The 19,289-nt window shown below is 69.9% G+C and carries 21 protein-coding genes; 10 read left to right on the plus strand and 11 right to left on the minus strand.

Going from position 1 to position 19,289, the window contains the following annotated elements; translation table 11 throughout:
- Positions 1–20 precede the first annotated feature (20 nt).
- Genes ACIBG8_RS01425 through ACIBG8_RS01455 form a run of 7 tightly spaced genes read right to left on the minus strand, consistent with a single transcriptional unit; the run spans position 21 to position 6,319 of the window.
- Positions 21–1,454, minus strand: coding sequence for an MFS transporter (locus ACIBG8_RS01425; protein WP_397340454.1), 1,434 nt, complete (start codon positions 1,452–1,454; stop codon positions 21–23).
- Positions 1,455–2,255: a glycerophosphodiester phosphodiesterase gene (locus ACIBG8_RS01430; RefSeq protein WP_397340456.1), complete on the minus strand. Its 801-nt coding sequence runs from the start codon at positions 2,253–2,255 to the stop codon at positions 1,455–1,457.
- A gap of 48 nt (positions 2,256–2,303) precedes the next feature.
- Complete coding sequence (locus ACIBG8_RS01435; RefSeq protein WP_397340457.1) at positions 2,304–2,843, minus strand: TrmH family RNA methyltransferase; 540 nt, start codon at positions 2,841–2,843, stop codon at positions 2,304–2,306.
- Positions 2,840–3,430 (minus strand): class I SAM-dependent methyltransferase, encoded by a 591-nt coding sequence (locus tag ACIBG8_RS01440; protein ID WP_397340458.1) that lies wholly within the window; start codon positions 3,428–3,430, stop codon positions 2,840–2,842. Before ACIBG8_RS01440 ends, ACIBG8_RS01435 begins: the two co-directional genes overlap by 4 nt.
- 11 nt (positions 3,431–3,441) lie before the next feature.
- Positions 3,442–4,389 carry a VWA domain-containing protein gene (locus ACIBG8_RS01445; RefSeq protein WP_397340459.1) on the minus strand — a complete coding sequence of 316 codons (948 nt, stop codon included), beginning with the start codon at positions 4,387–4,389 and terminating at the stop codon, positions 3,442–3,444.
- A complete protein-coding gene (locus ACIBG8_RS01450; protein WP_397340460.1) occupies positions 4,386–5,318 on the minus strand; it encodes a DUF58 domain-containing protein in 933 nt (310 codons plus the stop codon). The genes ACIBG8_RS01445 and ACIBG8_RS01450 overlap by 4 nt, the downstream gene beginning before the upstream one ends.
- Positions 5,318–6,319 carry an AAA family ATPase gene (locus ACIBG8_RS01455; protein WP_397340461.1) on the minus strand — a complete coding sequence of 334 codons (1,002 nt, stop codon included), beginning with the start codon at positions 6,317–6,319 and terminating at the stop codon, positions 5,318–5,320. The genes ACIBG8_RS01450 and ACIBG8_RS01455 overlap by 1 nt, the downstream gene beginning before the upstream one ends.
- Before the next feature lie 66 nt (positions 6,320–6,385).
- Between ACIBG8_RS01455 and ACIBG8_RS01460 the strand changes: the two genes are divergently transcribed.
- Complete coding sequence (locus ACIBG8_RS01460; RefSeq protein WP_397340462.1) at positions 6,386–7,126, plus strand: hypothetical protein; 741 nt, start codon at positions 6,386–6,388, stop codon at positions 7,124–7,126.
- Positions 7,127–7,160: 34 nt separating this feature from the next.
- Positions 7,161–8,012, plus strand: coding sequence for a DUF2268 domain-containing protein (locus tag ACIBG8_RS01465; RefSeq protein WP_397340463.1), 852 nt, complete (start codon positions 7,161–7,163; stop codon positions 8,010–8,012).
- Here ACIBG8_RS01465 and ACIBG8_RS01470 read toward each other — a convergent pair.
- Positions 8,009–9,373 carry an FAD/NAD(P)-binding protein gene (locus ACIBG8_RS01470; protein WP_397340464.1) on the minus strand — a complete coding sequence of 455 codons (1,365 nt, stop codon included), beginning with the start codon at positions 9,371–9,373 and terminating at the stop codon, positions 8,009–8,011. The two genes, ACIBG8_RS01465 and ACIBG8_RS01470, sit on opposite strands and share 4 nt — an antisense overlap.
- A gap of 88 nt (positions 9,374–9,461) precedes the next feature.
- Here ACIBG8_RS01470 and ACIBG8_RS01475 point away from each other — a divergent pair, with 88 nt between their 5' ends.
- Positions 9,462–10,562: a LuxR C-terminal-related transcriptional regulator gene (locus tag ACIBG8_RS01475; RefSeq protein ID WP_397340465.1), complete on the plus strand. Its 1,101-nt coding sequence runs from the start codon at positions 9,462–9,464 to the stop codon at positions 10,560–10,562.
- On the opposite strand, the gene ACIBG8_RS01480 is transcribed toward ACIBG8_RS01475, so the two are convergent.
- Together ACIBG8_RS01480 and ACIBG8_RS01485 are read right to left on the minus strand one after the other, a co-directional pair.
- Complete coding sequence (locus ACIBG8_RS01480) at positions 10,532–11,170, minus strand: response regulator (protein ID WP_397340466.1); 639 nt, start codon at positions 11,168–11,170, stop codon at positions 10,532–10,534. The genes ACIBG8_RS01475 and ACIBG8_RS01480 overlap by 31 nt on opposite strands.
- Positions 11,167–12,345, minus strand: a complete 1,179-nt coding sequence (locus tag ACIBG8_RS01485) for a sensor histidine kinase (protein WP_397340467.1) — start codon at positions 12,343–12,345, stop codon at positions 11,167–11,169. Before ACIBG8_RS01485 ends, ACIBG8_RS01480 begins: the two co-directional genes overlap by 4 nt.
- Before the next feature lie 137 nt (positions 12,346–12,482).
- On the opposite strand from ACIBG8_RS01485, the gene ACIBG8_RS01490 reads away from it, so the two are divergent.
- From ACIBG8_RS01490 to ACIBG8_RS01520, 7 genes are all read left to right on the plus strand, one after another.
- Positions 12,483–13,064: a ClpP family protease gene (locus tag ACIBG8_RS01490; RefSeq protein ID WP_397340468.1), complete on the plus strand. Its 582-nt coding sequence runs from the start codon at positions 12,483–12,485 to the stop codon at positions 13,062–13,064.
- The gene (locus tag ACIBG8_RS01495) at positions 13,061–13,684 is read left to right on the plus strand and encodes an ATP-dependent Clp protease proteolytic subunit (protein ID WP_397340469.1); all 624 of its coding nucleotides are present in this window, start codon (positions 13,061–13,063) and stop codon (positions 13,682–13,684) included. Before ACIBG8_RS01490 ends, ACIBG8_RS01495 begins: the two co-directional genes overlap by 4 nt.
- Positions 13,685–14,391: 707 nt before the next feature.
- Positions 14,392–15,153 carry a TSUP family transporter gene (locus ACIBG8_RS01500; protein WP_397340471.1) on the plus strand — a complete coding sequence of 254 codons (762 nt, stop codon included), beginning with the start codon at positions 14,392–14,394 and terminating at the stop codon, positions 15,151–15,153.
- A 292-nt stretch (positions 15,154–15,445) separates the two neighbouring features.
- The gene (locus tag ACIBG8_RS01505; RefSeq protein WP_397340472.1) at positions 15,446–15,868 is read left to right on the plus strand and encodes a YkvA family protein; all 423 of its coding nucleotides are present in this window, start codon (positions 15,446–15,448) and stop codon (positions 15,866–15,868) included.
- Between the two features lie 20 nt (positions 15,869–15,888).
- Positions 15,889–16,506 carry a TetR/AcrR family transcriptional regulator gene (locus ACIBG8_RS01510; RefSeq protein WP_397340473.1) on the plus strand — a complete coding sequence of 206 codons (618 nt, stop codon included), beginning with the start codon at positions 15,889–15,891 and terminating at the stop codon, positions 16,504–16,506.
- Positions 16,490–17,188 (plus strand): hypothetical protein, encoded by a 699-nt coding sequence (locus ACIBG8_RS01515; RefSeq protein ID WP_397340474.1) that lies wholly within the window; start codon positions 16,490–16,492, stop codon positions 17,186–17,188. Before ACIBG8_RS01510 ends, ACIBG8_RS01515 begins: the two co-directional genes overlap by 17 nt.
- Positions 17,189–17,468: 280 nt before the next feature.
- Positions 17,469–17,951 carry an SRPBCC family protein gene (locus ACIBG8_RS01520; protein ID WP_397340475.1) on the plus strand — a complete coding sequence of 161 codons (483 nt, stop codon included), beginning with the start codon at positions 17,469–17,471 and terminating at the stop codon, positions 17,949–17,951.
- Positions 17,952–18,311: 360 nt separating this feature from the next.
- Here the strand turns inward: ACIBG8_RS01520 and ACIBG8_RS01525 are convergent, their stop codons facing one another.
- Positions 18,312–18,896, minus strand: coding sequence for a TetR family transcriptional regulator (locus ACIBG8_RS01525; protein WP_397340476.1), 585 nt, complete (start codon positions 18,894–18,896; stop codon positions 18,312–18,314).
- Positions 18,897–19,289: the final 393 nt, after the last annotated feature.

Below are 19,289 nucleotides of genomic sequence, written 5' to 3' on the forward strand. Positions count from 1 at the left end.
GGCGACGGCCGCGATGCCGTTCAGATCTTGTCGGGCACCTCGTTGCCCGCTGCCCTGATGACCTTGGGCAGGTTGATCATGGCGAGCATGACGCCGCCCAGGATGAAGAAGACGACGAGCGAGACGATCGCGATCCGGTAGCTGTTGGTGGCCTGCAGCGCCAGCGACAGGGTGAAGGAGCCGAGCATCGTCGAGCCCTTGTCGCTGATCTCGTAGAGGCTGTAGTACTCCGCCTCCTTGCCCTTCGGGATCACGTGGGAGAACAGCGAGCGCGACAGCGACTGGGTGCCGCCCATGACGATCGCGATGGCGAACCCGAGCGCGAAGAACGCCACGGCCGACCCCTTGGGCAGGAAGTAGGCAACGATCACGACAGCCGTCCAGCCCACCAACGACAACAGGACGACTCGTTTGGCCCCAAATGAGCGCGCGAGGCGACCCAGCAAGAGTGCGCCGAAGAAGGCGACGAACTGGACCATGAGGATCGCCAGGATCTGGATGTCCTTGCTGAGGCCGAGTTCTTGGCTGGCGTAGGTGGCGGAGAAGGAGATGACGGTCTGCACGCCGTCGTTGTAGAGCAGGTACGTCACCAGGAACAGCAGGGTCAGCGGGTAGCGGGTGAACAGCTCCTTGATCGTCCGGCCCAGCTGCGCGAAGCTGCCGATGACCGCGCGCCCTGTGCTCTCCCTGCCGCGCGGCACCGCGTGCCTGTTGCGCAGCCGTACCAGCGGGATGATCGTGAACCCGGCCCACCACAGGCCCGCCGACGACAATGCCAGCCGCACGGCGTCGCCCTCGCTGATACCCAGCTTGGCGCGGAACTGGTAGGTGCCGAGGTTGACCAGCAGCAGCAGGAAGCCGCCCAGATAGCCGAAGCCCCAGCCGGTCGTGGACACCCGGTCACGCTCGTCGGGCGTCGCGATCTCCGGCAGGAAGGAGTTGTAGACCACGAACGCGCAGGCGAACGAGACGCTGGCGACGATGTACAGCCAGCCGCCCAGCATGTAGCGGCCGTCGGCGACGAACCACATGCCGACCGTGGCCGCCGCGCCTATGTAGGCGAACGTGCCCATGATCTGCTTCTTGCGCCCGGTGTGGTCGGCGATCGCGCCCGCGATCAGCATCAGCACGACCTGCACGGCCGCCGCGACCCCGATGACGAAGGGGTAGAACGCGCTGGGCCGCATCGACAGGCCCAGCACGTCGACGTAGCCCAGCGCTGGGTTCTGCGCGACCAGCGTGTCGAAGGTGGCGGTGCAGTTGGCGACCCCCGCGAAGTCCTTCGCGCAGGCGGCGGACTCGGCGATCGTCGTCAGGTAGGGGCCCAGGAACACCGTCAGGACGGTGGTGGGGAAGGCCGAGTTGGCCCAGTCGTAGAAATACCAGCCGCGCTGCTCGCGCTTGCGCGCCGCAGGTGACTCGTCGAAGACCGCGGGGGGTGCGGGGGTGGTCATCTAAGCCGCCATCTGTCCAGGGTTCCATAGGCCGCGCCGGTCGAGGACGTCGCGCAGGCCGGAGATGTTGTCGGTCATGATGCCGTCGACGCCGAGGTCGAGCAGCTGGTTCATGCGTGCGGGGTCGTTCACCGTCCAGACGTGCACCTGCATGCCCAGGGCGTGCGCCGTACGCACCAGAGCACGGGTGGTGACGCGCAGCCCGCGGAAGCCCACGGGCACCTGCGCGCAGGGGATCCCGGCGCGGGCCAGCCTCGCGAACAGCCTGCCGTACGACGAGGTCGCCGCGGCCGTCCTGAGCGCGGCGACGCCGCGCGGGCCGAGCGCCGAGCAGACCTCGCGCCCCATCGCCGCTCGGGCGCGCAGCAGCCGCTCGTCGGAGAAGGACGTCAGGCAGATCCGGTCGTAGGCGTTCGTGCGCTTGATCGCCGAGGCCAGCGGGCCGATCGTGCCCGCCTCCTTCACGTCGATGTTGAACCTCACCGAGGGCCAGCTGCCGAGCAGGTCCTCCAGCAGGGGGATCTCGTGCACGCCGCCGATGCGGGCCTGCCGTACGACGGAGTAGGGCAGCTCGGCGACGCGGCCGCGCCGGTCGGTCACGCGGTCGAGGGTGTGGTCGTGGAACGCGAGCAGGACGCCGTCCGAGGTGGCGTGCGCGTCGGTCTCGAGGTACTCGTACCCCAGGTCCACCGCGCGCTCGAAGGCGGCCGTGGTGTTCTCCGCGCCTTCCATCGCGCCGCCGCGATGGGCGAAGGCCAGCGGTCCTGCGTGGTCGAGAAAGGAGAAGCGGCGGCTGAACACGAGCGTGAGTATGCCTTCCGTGAGTGGGGCGCGTCAGGAACAGATGGGTTACAGATCGGGCAACTTCGCCCATTCCTGGCGGCGAGCCTCGGCCAGGGCGATGGCGGCGGCCACCGAGACGTTGAACGACCCCACCCGCCCGACCTGCGGGATGTAGCAGACGCCGTCGACGGCGTCGAGCACGGCGGGGGAGCAGCCGTGGTCCTCGCTGCCGACCACCAGGCAGACGTCGCGCTCGAAGTCGGCCCTGTGCAGGGGTACGGCTTCCGCAGTCAGCTCGATGGCGAGCACCACGTAGCCGTCGTCCTTGGCGGCCTTGACCGCGTCGAGCGCGGGGACCGCCTCGTGCCAGGTGACGAGGCGCTCGGTGCCGAGCGCCGTCTTGCCCGCTTTGGGGTTGGTGGGGGGAGTGGCGTTGCCGGCGAGCCAGATCTGGTCGACGCCGAACGCGGCGGCGCTGCGGAAGATCGACCCGACGTTGAACGGGCCGGTCACCGACTCCAGGATCAGCGACAGGCGGTTCTCGGTGTTGCGCCGCCAGGTGCGGTTGAGCCGCTTGACGTCAGTCGGGCGCAGCTGCTTTCTCATCTGGTCACCTTCAGGATGCGGTAGGCGGCTCTGGATGTGTGGCGGGTGGCTTGCCAGCCCTGCTCGTTGAGCCATTTGTGCAGGGAGTCCGAGCCGAGGTGCTTCTGGACGACGAGAAACGCCTCGCCGTCGTCGGTCAGGCGGTTGAGCCAGCGGGTGAGCATGGCGTGCATCGCCGGTTTGCCGATTCGGATCGCGGGATTGGACCAGATGACGCGAAATTTCGGGTCATCGGGTATCTCATCGATGTGAAACGGACGTACTTTGTAAAGGCGGGCAGCCTGGGCGTTTCGCTCGGTCAGGTCCAGGCTGCGGCGGTTCACGTCCACGGCCCACACGGTCGCCTCCGGGGCCCGGGAGGCCATCGTCAGGGCGATCGGGCCGTAGCCGCAGCCCAGGTCGAGCAGGTCCCCCTCCTGCGGCGGCCGGGGCACGCTCTCCAGCAGGATCCGGGTGCCGAGATCGATCCGCTCGGGCGAGAAGGTGCCCCGGTCGGTCTCCAGCCGCAGGTGCAGATCGGGCAGCACGAGATCGACGCTGGACGGCTTGCTCGCCGTACTCGGCTGCTCCTCGAAGTAGTGGGCCACGTGGGAAAACGTTACGGGATCCGCGACCCCAGCAGGACAGCGGCGCTCGCCACCAGCAGCCCGATGAAGATCGCGGCCACGATGAACCACTGGCTGATCTCCTGGTTGACCAGCTTGTAGCCGAGCGACGTGCCGATCTGCTCGTAGACCTCGCGCAGCTCGCTGCCCGACTCGGCGGTGTACGCCCGGCCGGTGGTGCCGTCGGACAGGGACTGCAGCGTGGCCTTGTTGACCGGGACGTTCACCGGGCGGCCGTCGATGGTGACCGTGCCCTCCTGCGTGCCGTACGCGATCGTCGAGACCGGGACGCGCGCCTGGGTGGCCGCGTCGATGGCCTCGTTGACCGAGCGGCCCGAGGTGTTGTCGCCGTCAGACAGCAGCACGATCGCGGCGGGTGGCGGGTCGGTGGCGGCCTGCTGGTCGAAGGAGCGGATGGAGTCGAGGGAGTTGAACACCGCCTCGCCGATCGCGGTGCCCGGCCTGGTGGTGAGGTTGCCGATGGCGGTGACGACGGCCTGGTGGTCGGTGGTGGGGGAGATGACGACGTTCGCCGACCTGGCGAAGGAGACGAGGCCGACGTTGAAGCGGTCGGGCAGGCTCTTGGCGAACACCTGGGCGGCGTTCTTGGCGGCGGTGATGCGGTCGGGCTGGACGTCGTCGGCCTCCATGGACAGCGACACGTCCAGGGCGATCATGATGGTGGCGCGGTCGCGCGGCACCCTGACCTGGTCGGCGGGGCGGGCGGCGCCGATGACGAGCAGGCTCATCATGACGAGGAACAGCACGGGGGCGACGTGCCTGCGCCAGCCGGGTCCCGAGGGGGCGACCAGGGTGAGCAGGGCCAGGTTGGTGAAGCGCACGGTGTAGCGGCGGCGCAGGAACTGCGCGGCGACATACCCCGCCACGACGAGCGCGACGAGCGCGAACAGCCACAACCAGCCTGGCGCGAGGAAAGTCAACGGGTTGCCCTCCGGCTCACGTGGGCCATGCGACGCTGGCGGAGGGTGAACTGGGCGATGTCGAAGACCCAGTCACGGTCGGTACGGAGCACCAGGTGCGCGACGCCGGCCCGGCGCAGCGCGGCCCTGGTGCCCTCGCGCTGCAGGGCGGCGGCGTCGGCGTAGGCCTGCCGTACCGATGGAGAAAGGTGCACCTCGCGTACGTTCCCGCTCTCGGGGTCGGCGAACGCAACTGTCCCCACATCGGGCAAATCCAACTCTCTCGGGTCGATCACCTCGACGGCGAGGACCTGGTGCCTGGCCGACAGCCGCCTGATCGGCCGTTCCCAGGGGCGTTCCGCTTCCGGGTCGAGGCTGGGGTGGGCGTCGAGGAAGTCGGAGACGACGACGCGCAGCCCGCGCCGCGTGCGCGTGGCGGCCAGCACGTCGATGCCTTCCGCCAGGTCGGGGGCGTCGGGTACGGCACGCCCGCGCGGCGCGGCGATGAGGGAGTTGAGCAGCCCGTAGAGCGCCGGGCGCCCGGTGCGCGCCGGCATGCGGTGCACGAACTCGTCGTGCAGGACGAGCGCGCCGAACCGGTCGCCCATGCGGCTGGACAGGAACCCGATCGCGCCGACGGCGGAGACGACCAGGTCGCGTTTGTCGGTGTCCGCCGTGCCGAAGTCCATGCTGGGCGACAGGTCGGCCAGCGCCCAGGTCTCCAGTTCGCGGTCGGCGACCAGGTCGCGCACGTGGGGGACGGTGGTGCGGGCGGTGACGGCCCAGTCCATGCGGCGCACGTCGTCCTCGCCGGGGACGTAGACGCGGCTGTCCCCGGCCTCGCTGCCGGGTCCCGGGATGAGGCCCTGGTGGGCGCCGTGCATGAGGCCGTCGAGGCGGCGGGTGACGAGCAGTTCCAGCCGCCGCAGGACCTGCTCGGCCGAGCTCATCACCGGTTCTGGTTCCAGACGACGAGAGGCGGGGGTACGGCGTGCAGGATCTGGCGCACCACCTGGTCGGGGTCGACGCCGTCGGCGAGGGCGTCGAAGGTGAGCATGAGGCGGTGTCCCATGACGTCGACGGCGACGTCGCGCACGTCGTCGGGGAGCAGGTAGTCGCGCCCGCGCAGCAGCGCGAGGGCCCGTCCCGCCGAGACGAGGCCGAGGGTGGCGCGGGGGCTGACGCCGATCTCGATGGTCTCGGCGAGGTCGGGGATGCCGTACTCGGCGGGCGAGCGGGTCGACATGACGAGCCGTACGACGTAGTCGGCGACGAGCTGGTGCACCGAGACCTGTTCTGCCTGGGTCTGCAGGGCGATGAGCCGGTCGGGGTCGAGGACGGGCTCGGGGACGGGCGGGGCGACGCTCATCCGGTGCAGGATCTCCAGCTCCTCGTGGGCGCTGGGGTGCGGGACCCGGACGCGGAACAGGAAGCGGTCGCGCTGCACCTCGGGCAGCGGGTAGACGCCCTCGGACTCGATCGGGTTCTGGGTGGCGAGCACGATGAACGGCCTGGGCAGCGGGTGGGTGATGCCCGCCAGGGTCACCTGGCGCTCGGCCATGACCTCCAGCAGCGCCGACTGGACCTTGGCGGGGGCGCGGTTGATCTCGTCGGCGAGCAGGAAGTTGACGAAGACGGGGCCGAGCTCGACGTCGAACTGCTCGCTTGAGGGATGGAAGACGCGGGTGCCGACGATGTCGCTGGGGACCAGGTCGGGGGTGAACTGGATGCGGGCGAAGCTGCCGCCCACGACGGTGGCCAGGGTGGAGGCGGCCAGCGTCTTGGCCACGCCTGGCACGCCTTCGAGCAGGCAGTGACCGCGGGCGAGGAGGGCGACGACGAGCCGCTCGACCATGTGGTCCTGTCCGACGATGACGCGCCGGACCTCGTCGAGGGTCTGACGCAGCACGGCCGCGTCCGTTCCGCTGGGCAACTGTTCGGCGACGCTCATGGTTGCCATTCCACCAAACACGCAGCAAACGTGCATCCGGCGCGCCGTTGGGGAACATGTGTTTACATGACGGCTGTGCCAAGTCCGCTGCAGTACGGCGATCCGCCCCAGCTCGGGCCGTTCGTGATCCAGGCGCGCCTGCAGGTGGCGGCCGCCGGATTCGTGTATCTCGGGCAGGCTCCCGACGGGCGCGCAGTGTCCGTGGCGGTGCTGACGCGGGGCGCGGCGCTGGACGGCGCGGCGCGCGACCGCTTCGTGACGGCGGTCGAGGCCGCCATGCCCGTGGGGGTGCGCAGGTGGATGCGCTCCCGTACGGCGGTGCTGGACGACGTGGTGGCCGCCGACCTGGGCCAGGCCCCGTGGGTCGCCGTCGCCTACACGCCGGGCCGGGCGGGCGCCGAGCGGTTCCTGGAGCCGGTCATGGTGGGCGGGACGCTGATCGGGCAGGCGCACGGCCCGGACTTCGTCCCCTACTGGCTGACCGACCGGGCTCCGGCGCTGCCTGGGCCGCCCAAGCCGCGGCCGCCGCTGACCGAGACGGCGCGGCGGGTGGCGATCGCGGCCGTGGCGCTGGCGATCCTGCTGATCCTGGGGGCGCTGATCGCGATCCTGCTGATGCTGGGCAGGGACGAGAGCGAGCCGCAGCCCAGGCCGCTGCCGCCGACGGTGGTGATCCCGACGCCGCCGCCGACGCCGGTCACGCCGGAGCCGCAGGAGCCCACGCCGTCGCCGTCGCCGACCCAGAGCGGTTCCGGCTCGCCCGGGCCGACGTCGGGGGACGAGAGCAGCGAGGACGGTTCGATTTGAGCCTCACGTGACGTGAGGCTCTAGCGTCCTTTTCATGGAGTTCATCGTTCACGACACCCTGTCCGCGATGGCCGAGTTGCTGTCGGGGCCGCTGGAGGAGCGGCCGTCGAAGGTGCGGGCCATGCTGGAGCCGATGCGTTCGGCCATACCGATGCCGGGCGACGGCGTCGACCTGCACCACATGGGGGGCGGGTTCCGCGTCGACCGGGAGGACCCGCGGTACCTGGAGGCCGTGGAGCGGCTGGTTTCGGTGGATCTGCTGGGGCAGATCTCGTCGGCGCTGTCGTCGGCCTCGGCGCTGCTGGGTGACTTTCCGCAGCCGGAGCGGCTGCAGGTGATGTTCGTGCTGGGCAATCCGGACGACGCCTACCTCATGGACGTCACCGGGGGTTATTACGGCATGGGCGGGTCGGGGGAGTGGCTGTACGTGGTCGCCTGGCCGACGGAGGAGAACATCGGCAGGATCGCCTACTGCGCGGTGCACGAGTTCCACCACAACGTACGGTTCCGCAGCGTGGTGTGGGATCCGGCGACGGTGACGGTGGGGGAGCACGTGATGGCCGAGGGGCTGGCCGAGGCCTTCGTGCGGGAGCTGGCTGGGCCGTCGGCCATGGGGCCGTGGTCCTCGCGGGTGACGGGGGCCGAGTTCGACCGGGCTTTCGAGCTGACGATGGCGGACATCGGGCTGCAGGGGATGCAGAACACGCCGGGGTTCGTGCTGGGCGACACCGCCGCGGTGCGGTTCGGCGGGCAGCCTCGCGGCATTCCGGATATGTCGGGATACGCGGTGGGGTTGCACCTGGTGGACAAGTACCTGGCAGCCTCGGGAAAGTCAGCCGTGGACTGTACGGCGCTGCCTGCCGCCGAGATGCTCGTGACCGTCTAGCCGCAGAAGAGGGCCTGGGCGGTGGCGGCGATGGCCGGGACGCTGGATGTCACGAAGGTCCCGCCCGCCGCGAGGTCGCCCACGACGTGCAGGGGAGCGCCGGAGGGCACGTCCAGGCCGCCCGCGGGGTTCGCCGTCGCCAGGCCCGTGGCCAGCAGCGACGCGACCAGGGGCGCGGCGGCCGGGGGCACCGAGTGCGGCGGCGGGTTGACCGCGTTGATCACGACGTCGGCGCGCAGGCCGCCGCCCGCGGTCCGGATGCGGAAGCCGGGCTCGACCGTGCGCAGGCCGCGGACGAGGGTGAGCTGCCCGCGCTCCAGCAGGCGGTCCACCTCGACGGCGTTCACCGGGACCATCGGCGAGCTGACGCTGACGGCCGTACGGCGATGCTCCCCGGTCCACTCGGTGCGGTCGGTCAGCACGCTCCAGGCGAGCGGGCCGAGGGTGTGCGCCGCCTGCTGCAGGATCCGTCGCCCCAGCTCGGGGGCGTCGATCGCGGCGAGCTGGCGGCGCAGCCGTACCCCTGGATCTTCCCAGGACGTGGCCAGCAGGTCGGCTGCGAAGGCGTCGAAGTCCTCGCCCAGGCCGTCCAGCTCCGCACGCATCAGGTCGGCGAGATCCCTCGTCGTGCGGGCGCCGCGCAGGTTGGCGGCCGTCAGGTGCCGGGACTCGTACCTGACGGGCCGCTGCCACACGTGCGGCAGGACGCCGCTGCGCGACATCAGGGCGATCGGGCCCGTATGGCCAGAGGCCGCGAGGGAGACGACCACGTCGACCGCCGTCAGCCCGCTGCCGATCACCGCGACCGCGCTCTCCCGCGGCACTCCAGGCAGGGTGCGCGCGAGCGGGTAGGGGTCCGCGACGTACCCGGGCACGCCCGACAGGCCGAAGAGGTCGCGCGGGGTCCCGCTGCCGACGCACAGCACCACGCGGTCCACGGCCTGCCCGTGGCCGTCCTCCGTACGCAGCACCACCTCGCCGCCGCGCCGCTCCACCGCGGTGACCCGGCCGCGCCGCACGTCCAGCGGCAGCCGGGCGGCGGCCTCCTCTGCGGTCTGCCGCAGGTACTCGCCGTAGAGCGCGCGCGGGACCAGCGGCTCACCGAGGCGCCCGTCGAGGTGCGCGGCCGCCCGCTCGCCGAGCCAGCGCGCGTAGTGCCCCTGGTCCCCGTGGCGGATCGACATGATCGCGGGCGGCGCGTTCACCCGCACGACGTCGAGATCTGGCCCGTACGGCCGGCCGCGCCACAGCTGCGTGGACGGCTCGAACACGGTGACGGAGCCCGGCAGCGCGTCCAGCCGGGCGAGGGAGTCGAGCAGGGCGACGGCGGCCGCCCCGCCTCCGATGATGGCGATTCTCATGAGGGAGAGGCTGGCCGCCGCCGTGGACCTGGCCCATCCCTCATCTGGGGGGTGCGCGTGGCGGCCGGCGAGCAGGCAGGGTGGGGGCGTGCCTTCTCCTGCTGTACGGCGGCGCCGTACCGAAGTGCTGTCCTCGGCCGAACGGGCGGATGACGCCGACGAGCTGTTCGCCGTCACCTCGGCGCGGCTGCGGCGGGTCGTGGCGTTCGACGCGGCGGTGTGGTCGGCCACCGACCCCGAGACGGGGCTGGTCACCGCGCCGATGCGGGTGGAGAACCTCGGCGGCGGCGAGCACTGCGCGGCCTACTGGGAGAGCGAGATCCTGGGGGAGAACTCCGTCCCCTTCCGCGACCTGGCCCGCGCCGCGGTGCCCGCCGCCCGCGTGGGGCACGGGCCTGGCCGCCCCTGGCAGGGAGAGAACCTGGAACTGCGCGCGGTCCTGCGCACGGGGCGGCGGCCGTGGGGGGTGGTCAGCCTCTTCCGCTTCCAGGCACCTTTCGGGGCTGAGGAGCTGGAGTTCGTCGCCGGGCTGTCCGCGCCGCTGGCCGTACGCCTGCGGTCCTTCGCCCGGCGCGCGGAGGCGCGGTCGCTGCCGGATGCTCCCGGGCCCGGTCTCGTCCTGTTCGACCCGTCAGGAGAGGCGACGTCGATCAACGAGGAGGCTCGCCACTATCTGGCGCGACTCCCGGACGGCCCGTACGCGAGCACCGCCCTGGGGGTGCGCCTGCCCATCTGGATCGTCACCGCCGCCCTCCAGGCCCGCTTCACCCCTTCGTCCGTCTCCGCGCGCGTGCGCATCCGCACGGTCGACGGGCGGTGGCTGGTGTGCCACGCCTCCAGCCTGAGCGGGCCCGGCGGGTCGTCCGGGCCGATCGTCCTGGTCATCGAGCCCGCGGCCACGTCGGACGTGGCGGTCATCGTCGCCGAGGCGTACGAGCTGTCGCCGCGCGAGCTGGAGATCACCCAGCTGGTCGCGCTGGGCATGACCACCGGGGAGATCGCCGGGCGGTTGTTCATCTCCCCGCACACCGTGCGCGACCACATCAAGGCGGTCTTCGGGAAGGTCCGGGTGTCCAGCAGGGGCGAGCTGGTGGCCCGCCTGTACGCGGTCGGTCTGTCCGCGGTAGGTCTGTCCGCGGTCGGTCGTTTCGCGGTCGGTCAGGAGGTGGTGACGAAGCCGGATTCGTAGGCTTTGATGACGGCCTGGGTGCGGTCGCGGGCGGACAGTTTGGACAGGACGTTGCCCACGTGGGTCTTGACCGTCTCCTGGCTGACCACCAGCTCCGCGGCGATCTCGCCGTTGGACAGGCCCTTGGCCATCAGGCGCAGCACGTCGCCCTCGCGGTCGGTCAGACGCCGGATATGCGGATTTATGGTCTTTTCTCGGCGGGCCGCCAGGGATCTGATCGCGGCCGGGAACAGCAGCGAGTCGCCCGCCGCCACCAGCCTGATGGCCTGCACCAGATCGTCGGGCTTGGTGCGCTTGAGCAGGAAACCGCCCGCCCCGGCCAGCAACGCGTCGTAGACGTAGTCGTCGTTCTCGAACGTGGTCACCACCAGCACCGTCGGCGGGTCGTCCAGCGCCATCAGCTGCCTGGTCGCCTGGATGCCGTCCACCCTCGGCATCCGCACGTCCATGAGCACCACGTCCGGCCGCTGGGTCCGCACCACGGGCAGGACCTCGGCGCCGTCGGACGCCTCGCCCACCACCTCCAGGCCGGGCTCGGCGTCGATGATGATGCGCAGCCCGGCGCGGATGAGGTCCTCGTCGTCGGCGATCACCACGCGTATCGTCATGACCCCGACCGTAGCGGCAGCCGTACCGACACCATCCACTGACCGTCGGCCTGGCCCGCTTCGAGGTCGCCGCGCAGCAGCCGCACCCGCTCGCGCATACCGTGGATCCCGCGCCCGCCGCCGTGCCCGTTCGCGCCCGCCGTACGGTTGCTGACCTGCAGTTCGAGGTCTTCTCCCCGTACGGCTGCCGCCAGCCTGACCGGGCCCTCGCCGTGCTTGATGGCGTTGGTGAGCGCCTCCTGGACGATGCGGTACGCCTCCCGCGAAACCACGGCGGGCACGGGGGACAGATCGCTGATGTCGGTGATCACCTCAGCGCCCGAGGAGGTGATGAGCGCGTCGAGATCGGCGAGCGTGGCCTGCGGCTGCCTGGTGCCGTCGCCTTCACGAAGAACGCCCAGCACGTGGTCGAGGTCCTCCAGTGCCGACCTGGCCGACTGCTCGATGGCCGTCAGCGCGCCTCTGACCGTGGGGTCGGGGTCCTCCTTGCGGTCCAGGATCCGTCCGGCCGCCGCTGCCTGCAGGGTGACGACGCTCAGGGCGTGGCCCACCGAGTCGTGCAGCTCGCGGGCGAGCCTGTTGCGTTCCGCCAGCGTACGGGCCTGGTCCTCCGCTGCCGCCAGCCGTTCCGCCGGGGTCGGCCCCAGCAGGCGGGGCGCGGTCTTGGCCAGCAGGAGTCCCCCGCCCGCCGCCATGAAGGTCAGCAGCACCAGGAACGCGAGCCCGGCCAGCGACCAGGGCAGCGCGCCGAGTCCCGGGTCGATGTGGGTGCCGGTGACGCCGCTGGGATTGCCGAAGAAGGGCAGCGTCCAGGTCCATATCGCGAACGGCACGATCGCCAGCGTGAAGCCGCTGACCAGGCCGCCGATCGCCAGGTGGAGGGTGAACCAGGCGGAGGTGCGGCGGCGCTCCTGCCAGGTCCGCTTCGTGCGCGGGGGCTCCACCTGCGCCCCGAACAGGCCCTGCGCCGCGCTCACCTCGAACGCGCGCACCGGCAGGAACAGCCCGGTCAGCGCGATGACCGGAATGGATGCCAGGTAGATCGGCACCTGCATGGGCAGCAGCAGGTCGCCGCCGTTGGAGACACCGGCGATCAGGACCCCGGCCATCATGTACGGCATCAGCAGCGCGCCGCCGAGGATCAGGCCCGCCCAGCGCCTGAAGAGCACTCTCACATCCACGATCATACGTCCAGGAAATTTCACTATTGGAGTAATAAGCCTTTAGTGAAATGCGCTCCAGGCGAAAACCCGACTCAATTGGCGCGGGTTGGGTCTAGCGTCGGGGAATACCTTCGAGAGAAAGGCGCCTCATGGTGGATACCGCACGGCAGGCGTGGCCAGAGCAGGTCAGCCAGCGTTTGCTGAAAGAAAGAATCGTCGTGCTCGGCCAGGAGGTCGATGACGAGATTTGCAACAGGATCTGCGGTGAGCTGCTATTGCTGGCCGCCGACGACCCGGACCGAGACATTACGCTTTACATCAATTCCCCTGGCGGTTCCGTGTTCGCCGGGATGGCGCTGTTCGACATGATGCAGTTCGTTCCGTGCGACGTGGCGACCGTGGCGATGGGGTTCGCGGCCTCCATGGGGCAGTTCCTGCTGAGCGCCGGGGCGCCGGGCAAGCGTTACGCGCTGCCGCACGCCCGCATCGTGATGCACCAGCCGCTCGGCGGCATCGGCGGTACGGCCAGCGACATCCAGATCCAGGCCGAGTCGCTGCTCTACACCAAGAAGCTGATGGCCCAGCTGATCGCCCAGCACACGGGGCAGCCGCTGGAGCGCATCGAGGCGGACTCCGACCGCGACGCGTGGTTCACCGCGCAGGAGGCGCTGGAGTACGGCTTCGTCGACCACGTGGTGAGCACCGCGGCGAGTGTGGCGGGGGTGAGATGAGCATGGAGGCTCGTTACGTGCTGCCGTCCTTCGTCGAGCGCACGTCGTTCGGCGTGAAGGAGATGACGCCGTACAACAAGCTGTTCGAGGACCGCATCATCTTCCTCGGGGTGCCGATCGACGACACGTCGGCCAACGACGTGATGGCACAGCTGCTCACCTTGGAGTCCATCGACCCCGACCAGGACGTGCACCTGTACATCAACTCGCCGGGTGGCTCGTTCACCGCGATGACGGCCATCTACGACACGATGCAGTTCATCAGGCCCGAGGTGAACACGGTGTGCATCGGGGAGGCGGCTTCTGCGGCTGCGGTGTTGCTGGCGGCGGGGGCGCCGGGGAAGCGGGGGGCGTTGCCGCACGCCCGGGTGTTGCTGCACCAGCCGCACGCCGAGGGCGGGCGGGGGCAGTCGAGCGACCTGGAGATCCACGCGCGCGAGATCCTGCGGATGCGGGACCAGCAGGAGGAGTTGCTGGCTCGGCACACGGGGCGGGCGGCGGGGGAGATCAGGAAGGACATCGAGCGTGACCGCATCATGACGGCGGAACAGGCTCGCACGTACAACCTGATCGACGACGTCTTCGCCAGCAGAAAACGCACACTGACCAGGACCGGCTGACCCCTTCCACAGGTTGTCCGTGCGGTTGGGCTGGTACGGGCGAGCCTGCTCCACTCATCGGCGCACTCGCCCGTCGGCTGGTCCACCTGCCCTCTCGCCCAGCCCTCCTGCCCGTGCGGTGTGGGGGTTGGACCCGCGCGGGCGGCCCTCCACCCCCGTCGGTCTGCCCGCCCGTCGGCCGGTCCACCCGCCCTCCGGCCCAACCGCCCTCTCGCCCAGCCCTCCTGTCGGTGTGGAGTGGGTTGGGCCCGTGAGGGGTTGGGCCCGTGAGGGGTTGGGCCCGTGAGGGGTTGGGCCCGTGAGGGCGGCCCTCCACCCGTCCGTCGGCCCGCCCGTCCATCGGCTGGTCCGCCCTCCCTTGCCCCGGCAAGCCCACCCGCAGGCGCGCCAACCCTTCCGCACGCCTGGACGTATGACCTGCCTGCCCACACATCAGGCACGGTCGCCGGTTGGCGCGCTCGGTCATCGGCACGCCCATATGTCGGGGTGTGCCTGTCCGAGTGGGCGTGACGTATGGGCGGAAGCGCGGGTGGGGCCCCGACCTGGCGGCAGCCGTACAGACGTGAGGGCAGCCTGTGCCGAGCGGGGGTTACCGGAGAGCTCCCGGTCCTGGGGTTGTGATGGGCGACCCCGGGGCCGGGTCAAGTCCCGCTATAGGCGTGCATATACGCTCTTGCCCGCCCAGGAGGCCAACGCGGGGGAGTGGCGTGTCGCTGGAACAGCTTGTGGTCCTTCTGGCGGCAGCAGCAGGCGCGGGATGGATCGACGCCGTGGTCGGCGGCGGCGGTCTCGTGCAGCTACCCGCCCTCATGGTGGCCGGTGTCCCACCGGTGCAGGCGATGGCGACCAACAAGTTCGCCTCCATCTTCGGTACGGCTTCCGCCGCCGTCACCTACGCCCGCACCACCAAGGTCGACAAACAGGTCGCCCTCCCAGCCGGTGCGCTGGCCGTACTCAGCGCAGGCCTGGGCGCCTCCGCCGCAGCAGCAATCTCAGCGAACGTGCTGCGCCCCGTAGTGATGGTCATCCTGGTGGCAGTGGCAGCATTCGTAACCCTGAGACCGTCCCTGGGCGCCATCCCCCACCCCCACCTACGAACCCGCGCCCGCATCATCACCACGATCACCGTGACCGGCGTAGCGATAGCGTTCTACGACGGCATCATGGGCCCAGGCACAGGCACCTTCCTGATCATCGCCTTCACGACCATCCTCGGCCTCGACTTCGTCCACGCCTCCGCCACCTCCAAAATCATCAACACCGGCACGAACCTGGGCGCATTGGTGGTCTTCGGCCTCCAAGGCCACGTCATGTGGACCCTCGGCCTGGGCATGGCGGTATGCAACATTGCAGGCGCCCAGATTGGCGCCCGAATGGCCCTGAAACGCGGCACCAGCTTCGTAAGGATCGTCCTGGTCTGCGTAGTCCTAGCCATGGTCACCCGCCTAGCCTGGCTCCAATTCGTCTAACCCCGGAACCAGCAGTTCCCTCCCTCCTTCCCTTGATCACCCCGCGCCCCGCGCCCCACACCCCGCGCCCCACACCCCGCGCCCCACACCCCGCGCCTCGCGCCCCGCGCCCCGCGAGGGCTTGCCACTTGTCGCCCCCACGTGAGCTGTCCCTTCTCAGCCCGGCCCTTCCTTGGACATCATTTCGGGGTGCGCTCAGGTTCAAAGGCCCATCCATGCACGCGGGTGGGGGCGCGGCGGGTGGATACGATCCACGCGTGACAGGTGACGCGCGACCCAGAAGCGAAACCACATGACCGGATCCTGGGGCTGGGATCTGCTGATCGGGGTCGCCGTCGCGTTGCTGGTCGCCTGGCTCGTGCTCATCGCCGCCCTCGCCGTGATCCGCCCCCGTGGCACCCTGCTCCGCGAGGCGCTGCGGCTGCTGCCCGACGTCCTGCGCCTGATCCGCCGCCTGGCCGCCGACCGCGACCTTCCCCGAGGTGTCCGGGTACGGCTGGCGCTGCTGCTCGCCTACCTCGCCCTCCCCATCGACCTCATCCCCGACTTCATCCCCGTCCTCGGCTACGCAGACGACGCGATCATCGTGACCTTCGTCCTGCGTTCGGTGGTGCGCCGAGCCGGGCTGCCCGCCGTACGACGTCATTGGCCAGGAACGGACGACGGCTTCGCCGCCCTGTGCAGGTTGACCGGACTCCCTTTACAGGGCCTGTAAGTTTTCAGAGACTGTAACAAATGAGACCGCGCATGGCCGGACTGAACGAGCGCAGGAAGCAGCGCACCCGCCGCCTGATCGGCGACACGGCGCGCACGCTGTTCACCGAGCACGGTTTCGACCGGATCACCGTCGTGCAGATCGCCGAGGCCTGCGAGGTGTCCGAGAAGACCATCTACAACTACTTCCCGACAAAGGCCCACCTGGTCTTCGACGACGACGAAACCGTGCTCGACGGCCTGGTCGATGCCCTGCGCCAACGGCCACCGGGACAGTCCGCGCTGCAGGCCATGCGAAAAGCCCTGGCCGAAATGGCCGACCGGATGGGGGAGGGGCATCCGAGCGACGCTCGGGCCGCGTTCCGCCGGATGGTCAACGCCAGCCCCACGCTGCTGCTGCACCAGCAGGCCATGACCGTTCGGTACGAACGCGCCCTGACCGAGGTGCTGGCGGAGCAGGCGGGCGGCGCGGCTCCTGAACCGTTCATCGTGGCCGTCGCCCTCGTGGGCGCGTTGCGCGCCGGGTTCGAGACGGATCCGGTGGAGGGCGGCGTCGCCGACGCTTTCTCCCGCGCGCTCGACCTGCTCGAAGGCGGCCTGGCTGGATATGGGAGTGATCATCATGGATTACCGACCTGACCTGCGGCTCGGCGCGATCGCCATCACCGTCGGAGCGGTCGCGGTGTGCGGGTTCCGCCTCGCGCACGGCGACCTGCCCGCCGCCGACGCACCCGCTGCGCTGCGCTTCATCGCGCATCACCCCTTCTACGCCGGTGTGCACCTCGGGACGATCGCCGGCGTTCTGCTGTGGGCGGGCGGGGTCGTCGCGCTGACGGGCACGCTGTCCGATCCGCTCGCCGTACTCTCCGGACGGCTCGCCAGAGCGGCCACCCTCATCGGCGCCGCGATCTTCATCACCGACTTCACCATCGACGGCGTCACCGGCCAGGACCTCGCCCACACCTACGCCAACGCCGCGCCCGCCGACCAGGCGGGCCTCGAACTCGTCGCGCACACGGCGTTCGCCATCCTGCGCGGCACGTCGCTGACGTCGATCATCATCCTGTGGGGGGTGACGCTGATCCTCCTCGGTTACGCGCTCGGCCGCGACGGGTATGCGGGGTGGCTGGGGTGGAGCGCGGTGGCGATCGGCGCGCTGACCGCGGTCGCGGCGGGCGCGCTGCTGTTCCAGCCGACGCTGTTTCCTGGGGCTTTGTTGTACGGCGCGCTGGTGTCGATCGTGGTGCAGCTGTGGAGCATCGCCCTTGGCGCGACGATGTGGAGACGAAGCCGGGTCGCGCATTCCGCGATCGAGAGCTGAAGGACCACCTGGCCAGTGCCGACGGCGGTCCCACGATGCCCGATCGCGCAGTGACGCTGCCACCTGGCCTGATAGTGCAGTGACACAACCACCTGGCATGATCTGGCCGTATCTACCTGACCTGATCGGGCCGAGAAGCGGCCACCTGGCTCACCCCAAAGCCCCTTTCTACGGCTCGCCACCGGGTAGCCATGCAGCCTCTCGCCTCATACCGACGCCTCATGATCGACCACCTGCCCCTCCTCGATCTGGAAGGACTTGGGGTGAATAGGGTGGTTTCGTGACGCGATTCGAGGTCCGTACGCACATAGCCGCACAGCCGGAGCAGGTCTTCAAGGCGTCGCTCTCGGTGGAGGCTCACACCGAGTCCATGGGCAAGACCGCCGAACGAGCGGTGGGCGGGGTCACGTACGGACACATGACGCTGAACGACCAGGTGACCTGGCGAGCCCGCCATTTCGGCGTGTACTGGCACATGACCTCCACGATCAGCGCCTGCGAACCACCGTCGTTCTTCGTGGACGAGCAGGTGAAGGGCCCGTTCCGGCGCTGGCGCCACGAGCACTACTTCGCCGACGACGGAAACGGCGGGACGACCATGCACGACATCGTCGCCTTCACCGCCCCCGCGGGGGTGCTCGGAAGGATCGCCGAGAGGCTCATCCTGAAGCGCTACATGACGAAGCTCATAGAAACCCGCAACCAATACCTGAAGCACACCACCGAAGCCGCCTTCAACGCCCAGTCACCCAGGTCTTCGTGAGCACACGCTGACTCCGCGGCCCCTTCGTCCGGTAGCGCACCGCCCGCTTGCCCGCTCGGCATCCGGAACTCCCGCTCAGTGCGACGAGCGTCCGCTCAGTGCGACGACGCGAGCTCAGCGACGAGCCCCGCTCGGCATCCGGAAACTCCCGCTCAGTGCGACGAGCGCCTGCTCAGTGCGACGACGCGAGCTCAGTGCGACGACGCGAGCTCAGTGCGACGACGCGAGCTCAGTGCGACGACGCGAGCTCAGTGCGACGACGCGAGCTCAGTGCGACGAGCGCCCGCTCAGTGAGACGACCCGCGCTCAGCGCGAGGACGCGGGCTCAGTACGACGAGCGCCCGCCGGTCATCCGAGCGCTCAGCGACGCGCGAGCCCGGAAAGCACCAACGACCAAACCGCGTCGAACGCCTCCTCGATCCCCGGCTCCGACCACTCCGCCGCATGCACGGGATTGTGGAACCTGACCATCGCATCGAACACCGCTCGAGCCGCCGCCCCCGTCTCCACCACGTCGAACTCGCGCCGACGCACCCCATCGGCGATGATCCGCTCGATCTGCCCGACCAGCTCCCCGACGTGCCGCTCGATCACATCACTGGCCTCACTGACGAGAACCATGTACGTCGCGAACAGCTCAGGATCGTCGAGCGCCTTCTTCCGCTTGGCCGCGAACAGCACCGCCAACCAGTTGTGCAACCGCGCGACCGCAGGCCCCTGCTCATTGACGATCGTCGTCAGCGGCCCCTGCGCCTGATCGAGCCAACGCTGAGTAACCGCCTCCCGCAGCGCCGCTTTGCTGGGAAAGTGGCGATAGACGCTCCCGTGGCTGACACTCAACGCCCGCGCGACGTCCACGACCGTCGTCTTGGCAGGCCCGAACCGCCGCAAGACCTCCTCAGCGGTCGTGAGGATCTGCTCGGAAGTCAAGACGCCGTCTGTCATGTGAAAGATTCTGTCATCTGTCAACACCCCGTCCTCCACGCACCGACCACCCCACCCCGCGCGCCACCGCCAACACAGAACCGCGTGTACGGCTGAGCGCGATCACACAGCGCCGCCACGCGCAGACACACAACCCCGTGTACGGCTGAGCGCGATCACACAGCGCTGCCGCCCCAGACACGCAACGCTCTGTACGGCTGAGCTCGATCACACGCAGACTCGTAACCCCGTGTACAGGCGAGCGGGCGCTGCCGCTCTCGGACGTGCAACCTCGCGTGCGGCTGAGCGCGGGCACACGGCGTTGCCGCACACAGACACACTCCTGCGCCGGACGCGCTGCCCCGGGTGTGCAGCCCTGGGCCCCTTCGCGCACGTTGCTCTTCTGAGTCCAGG

This window comes from Nonomuraea sp. NPDC050556, assembly GCF_044457355.1.
Lineage (GTDB): Bacteria > Actinomycetota > Actinomycetes > Streptosporangiales > Streptosporangiaceae > Nonomuraea.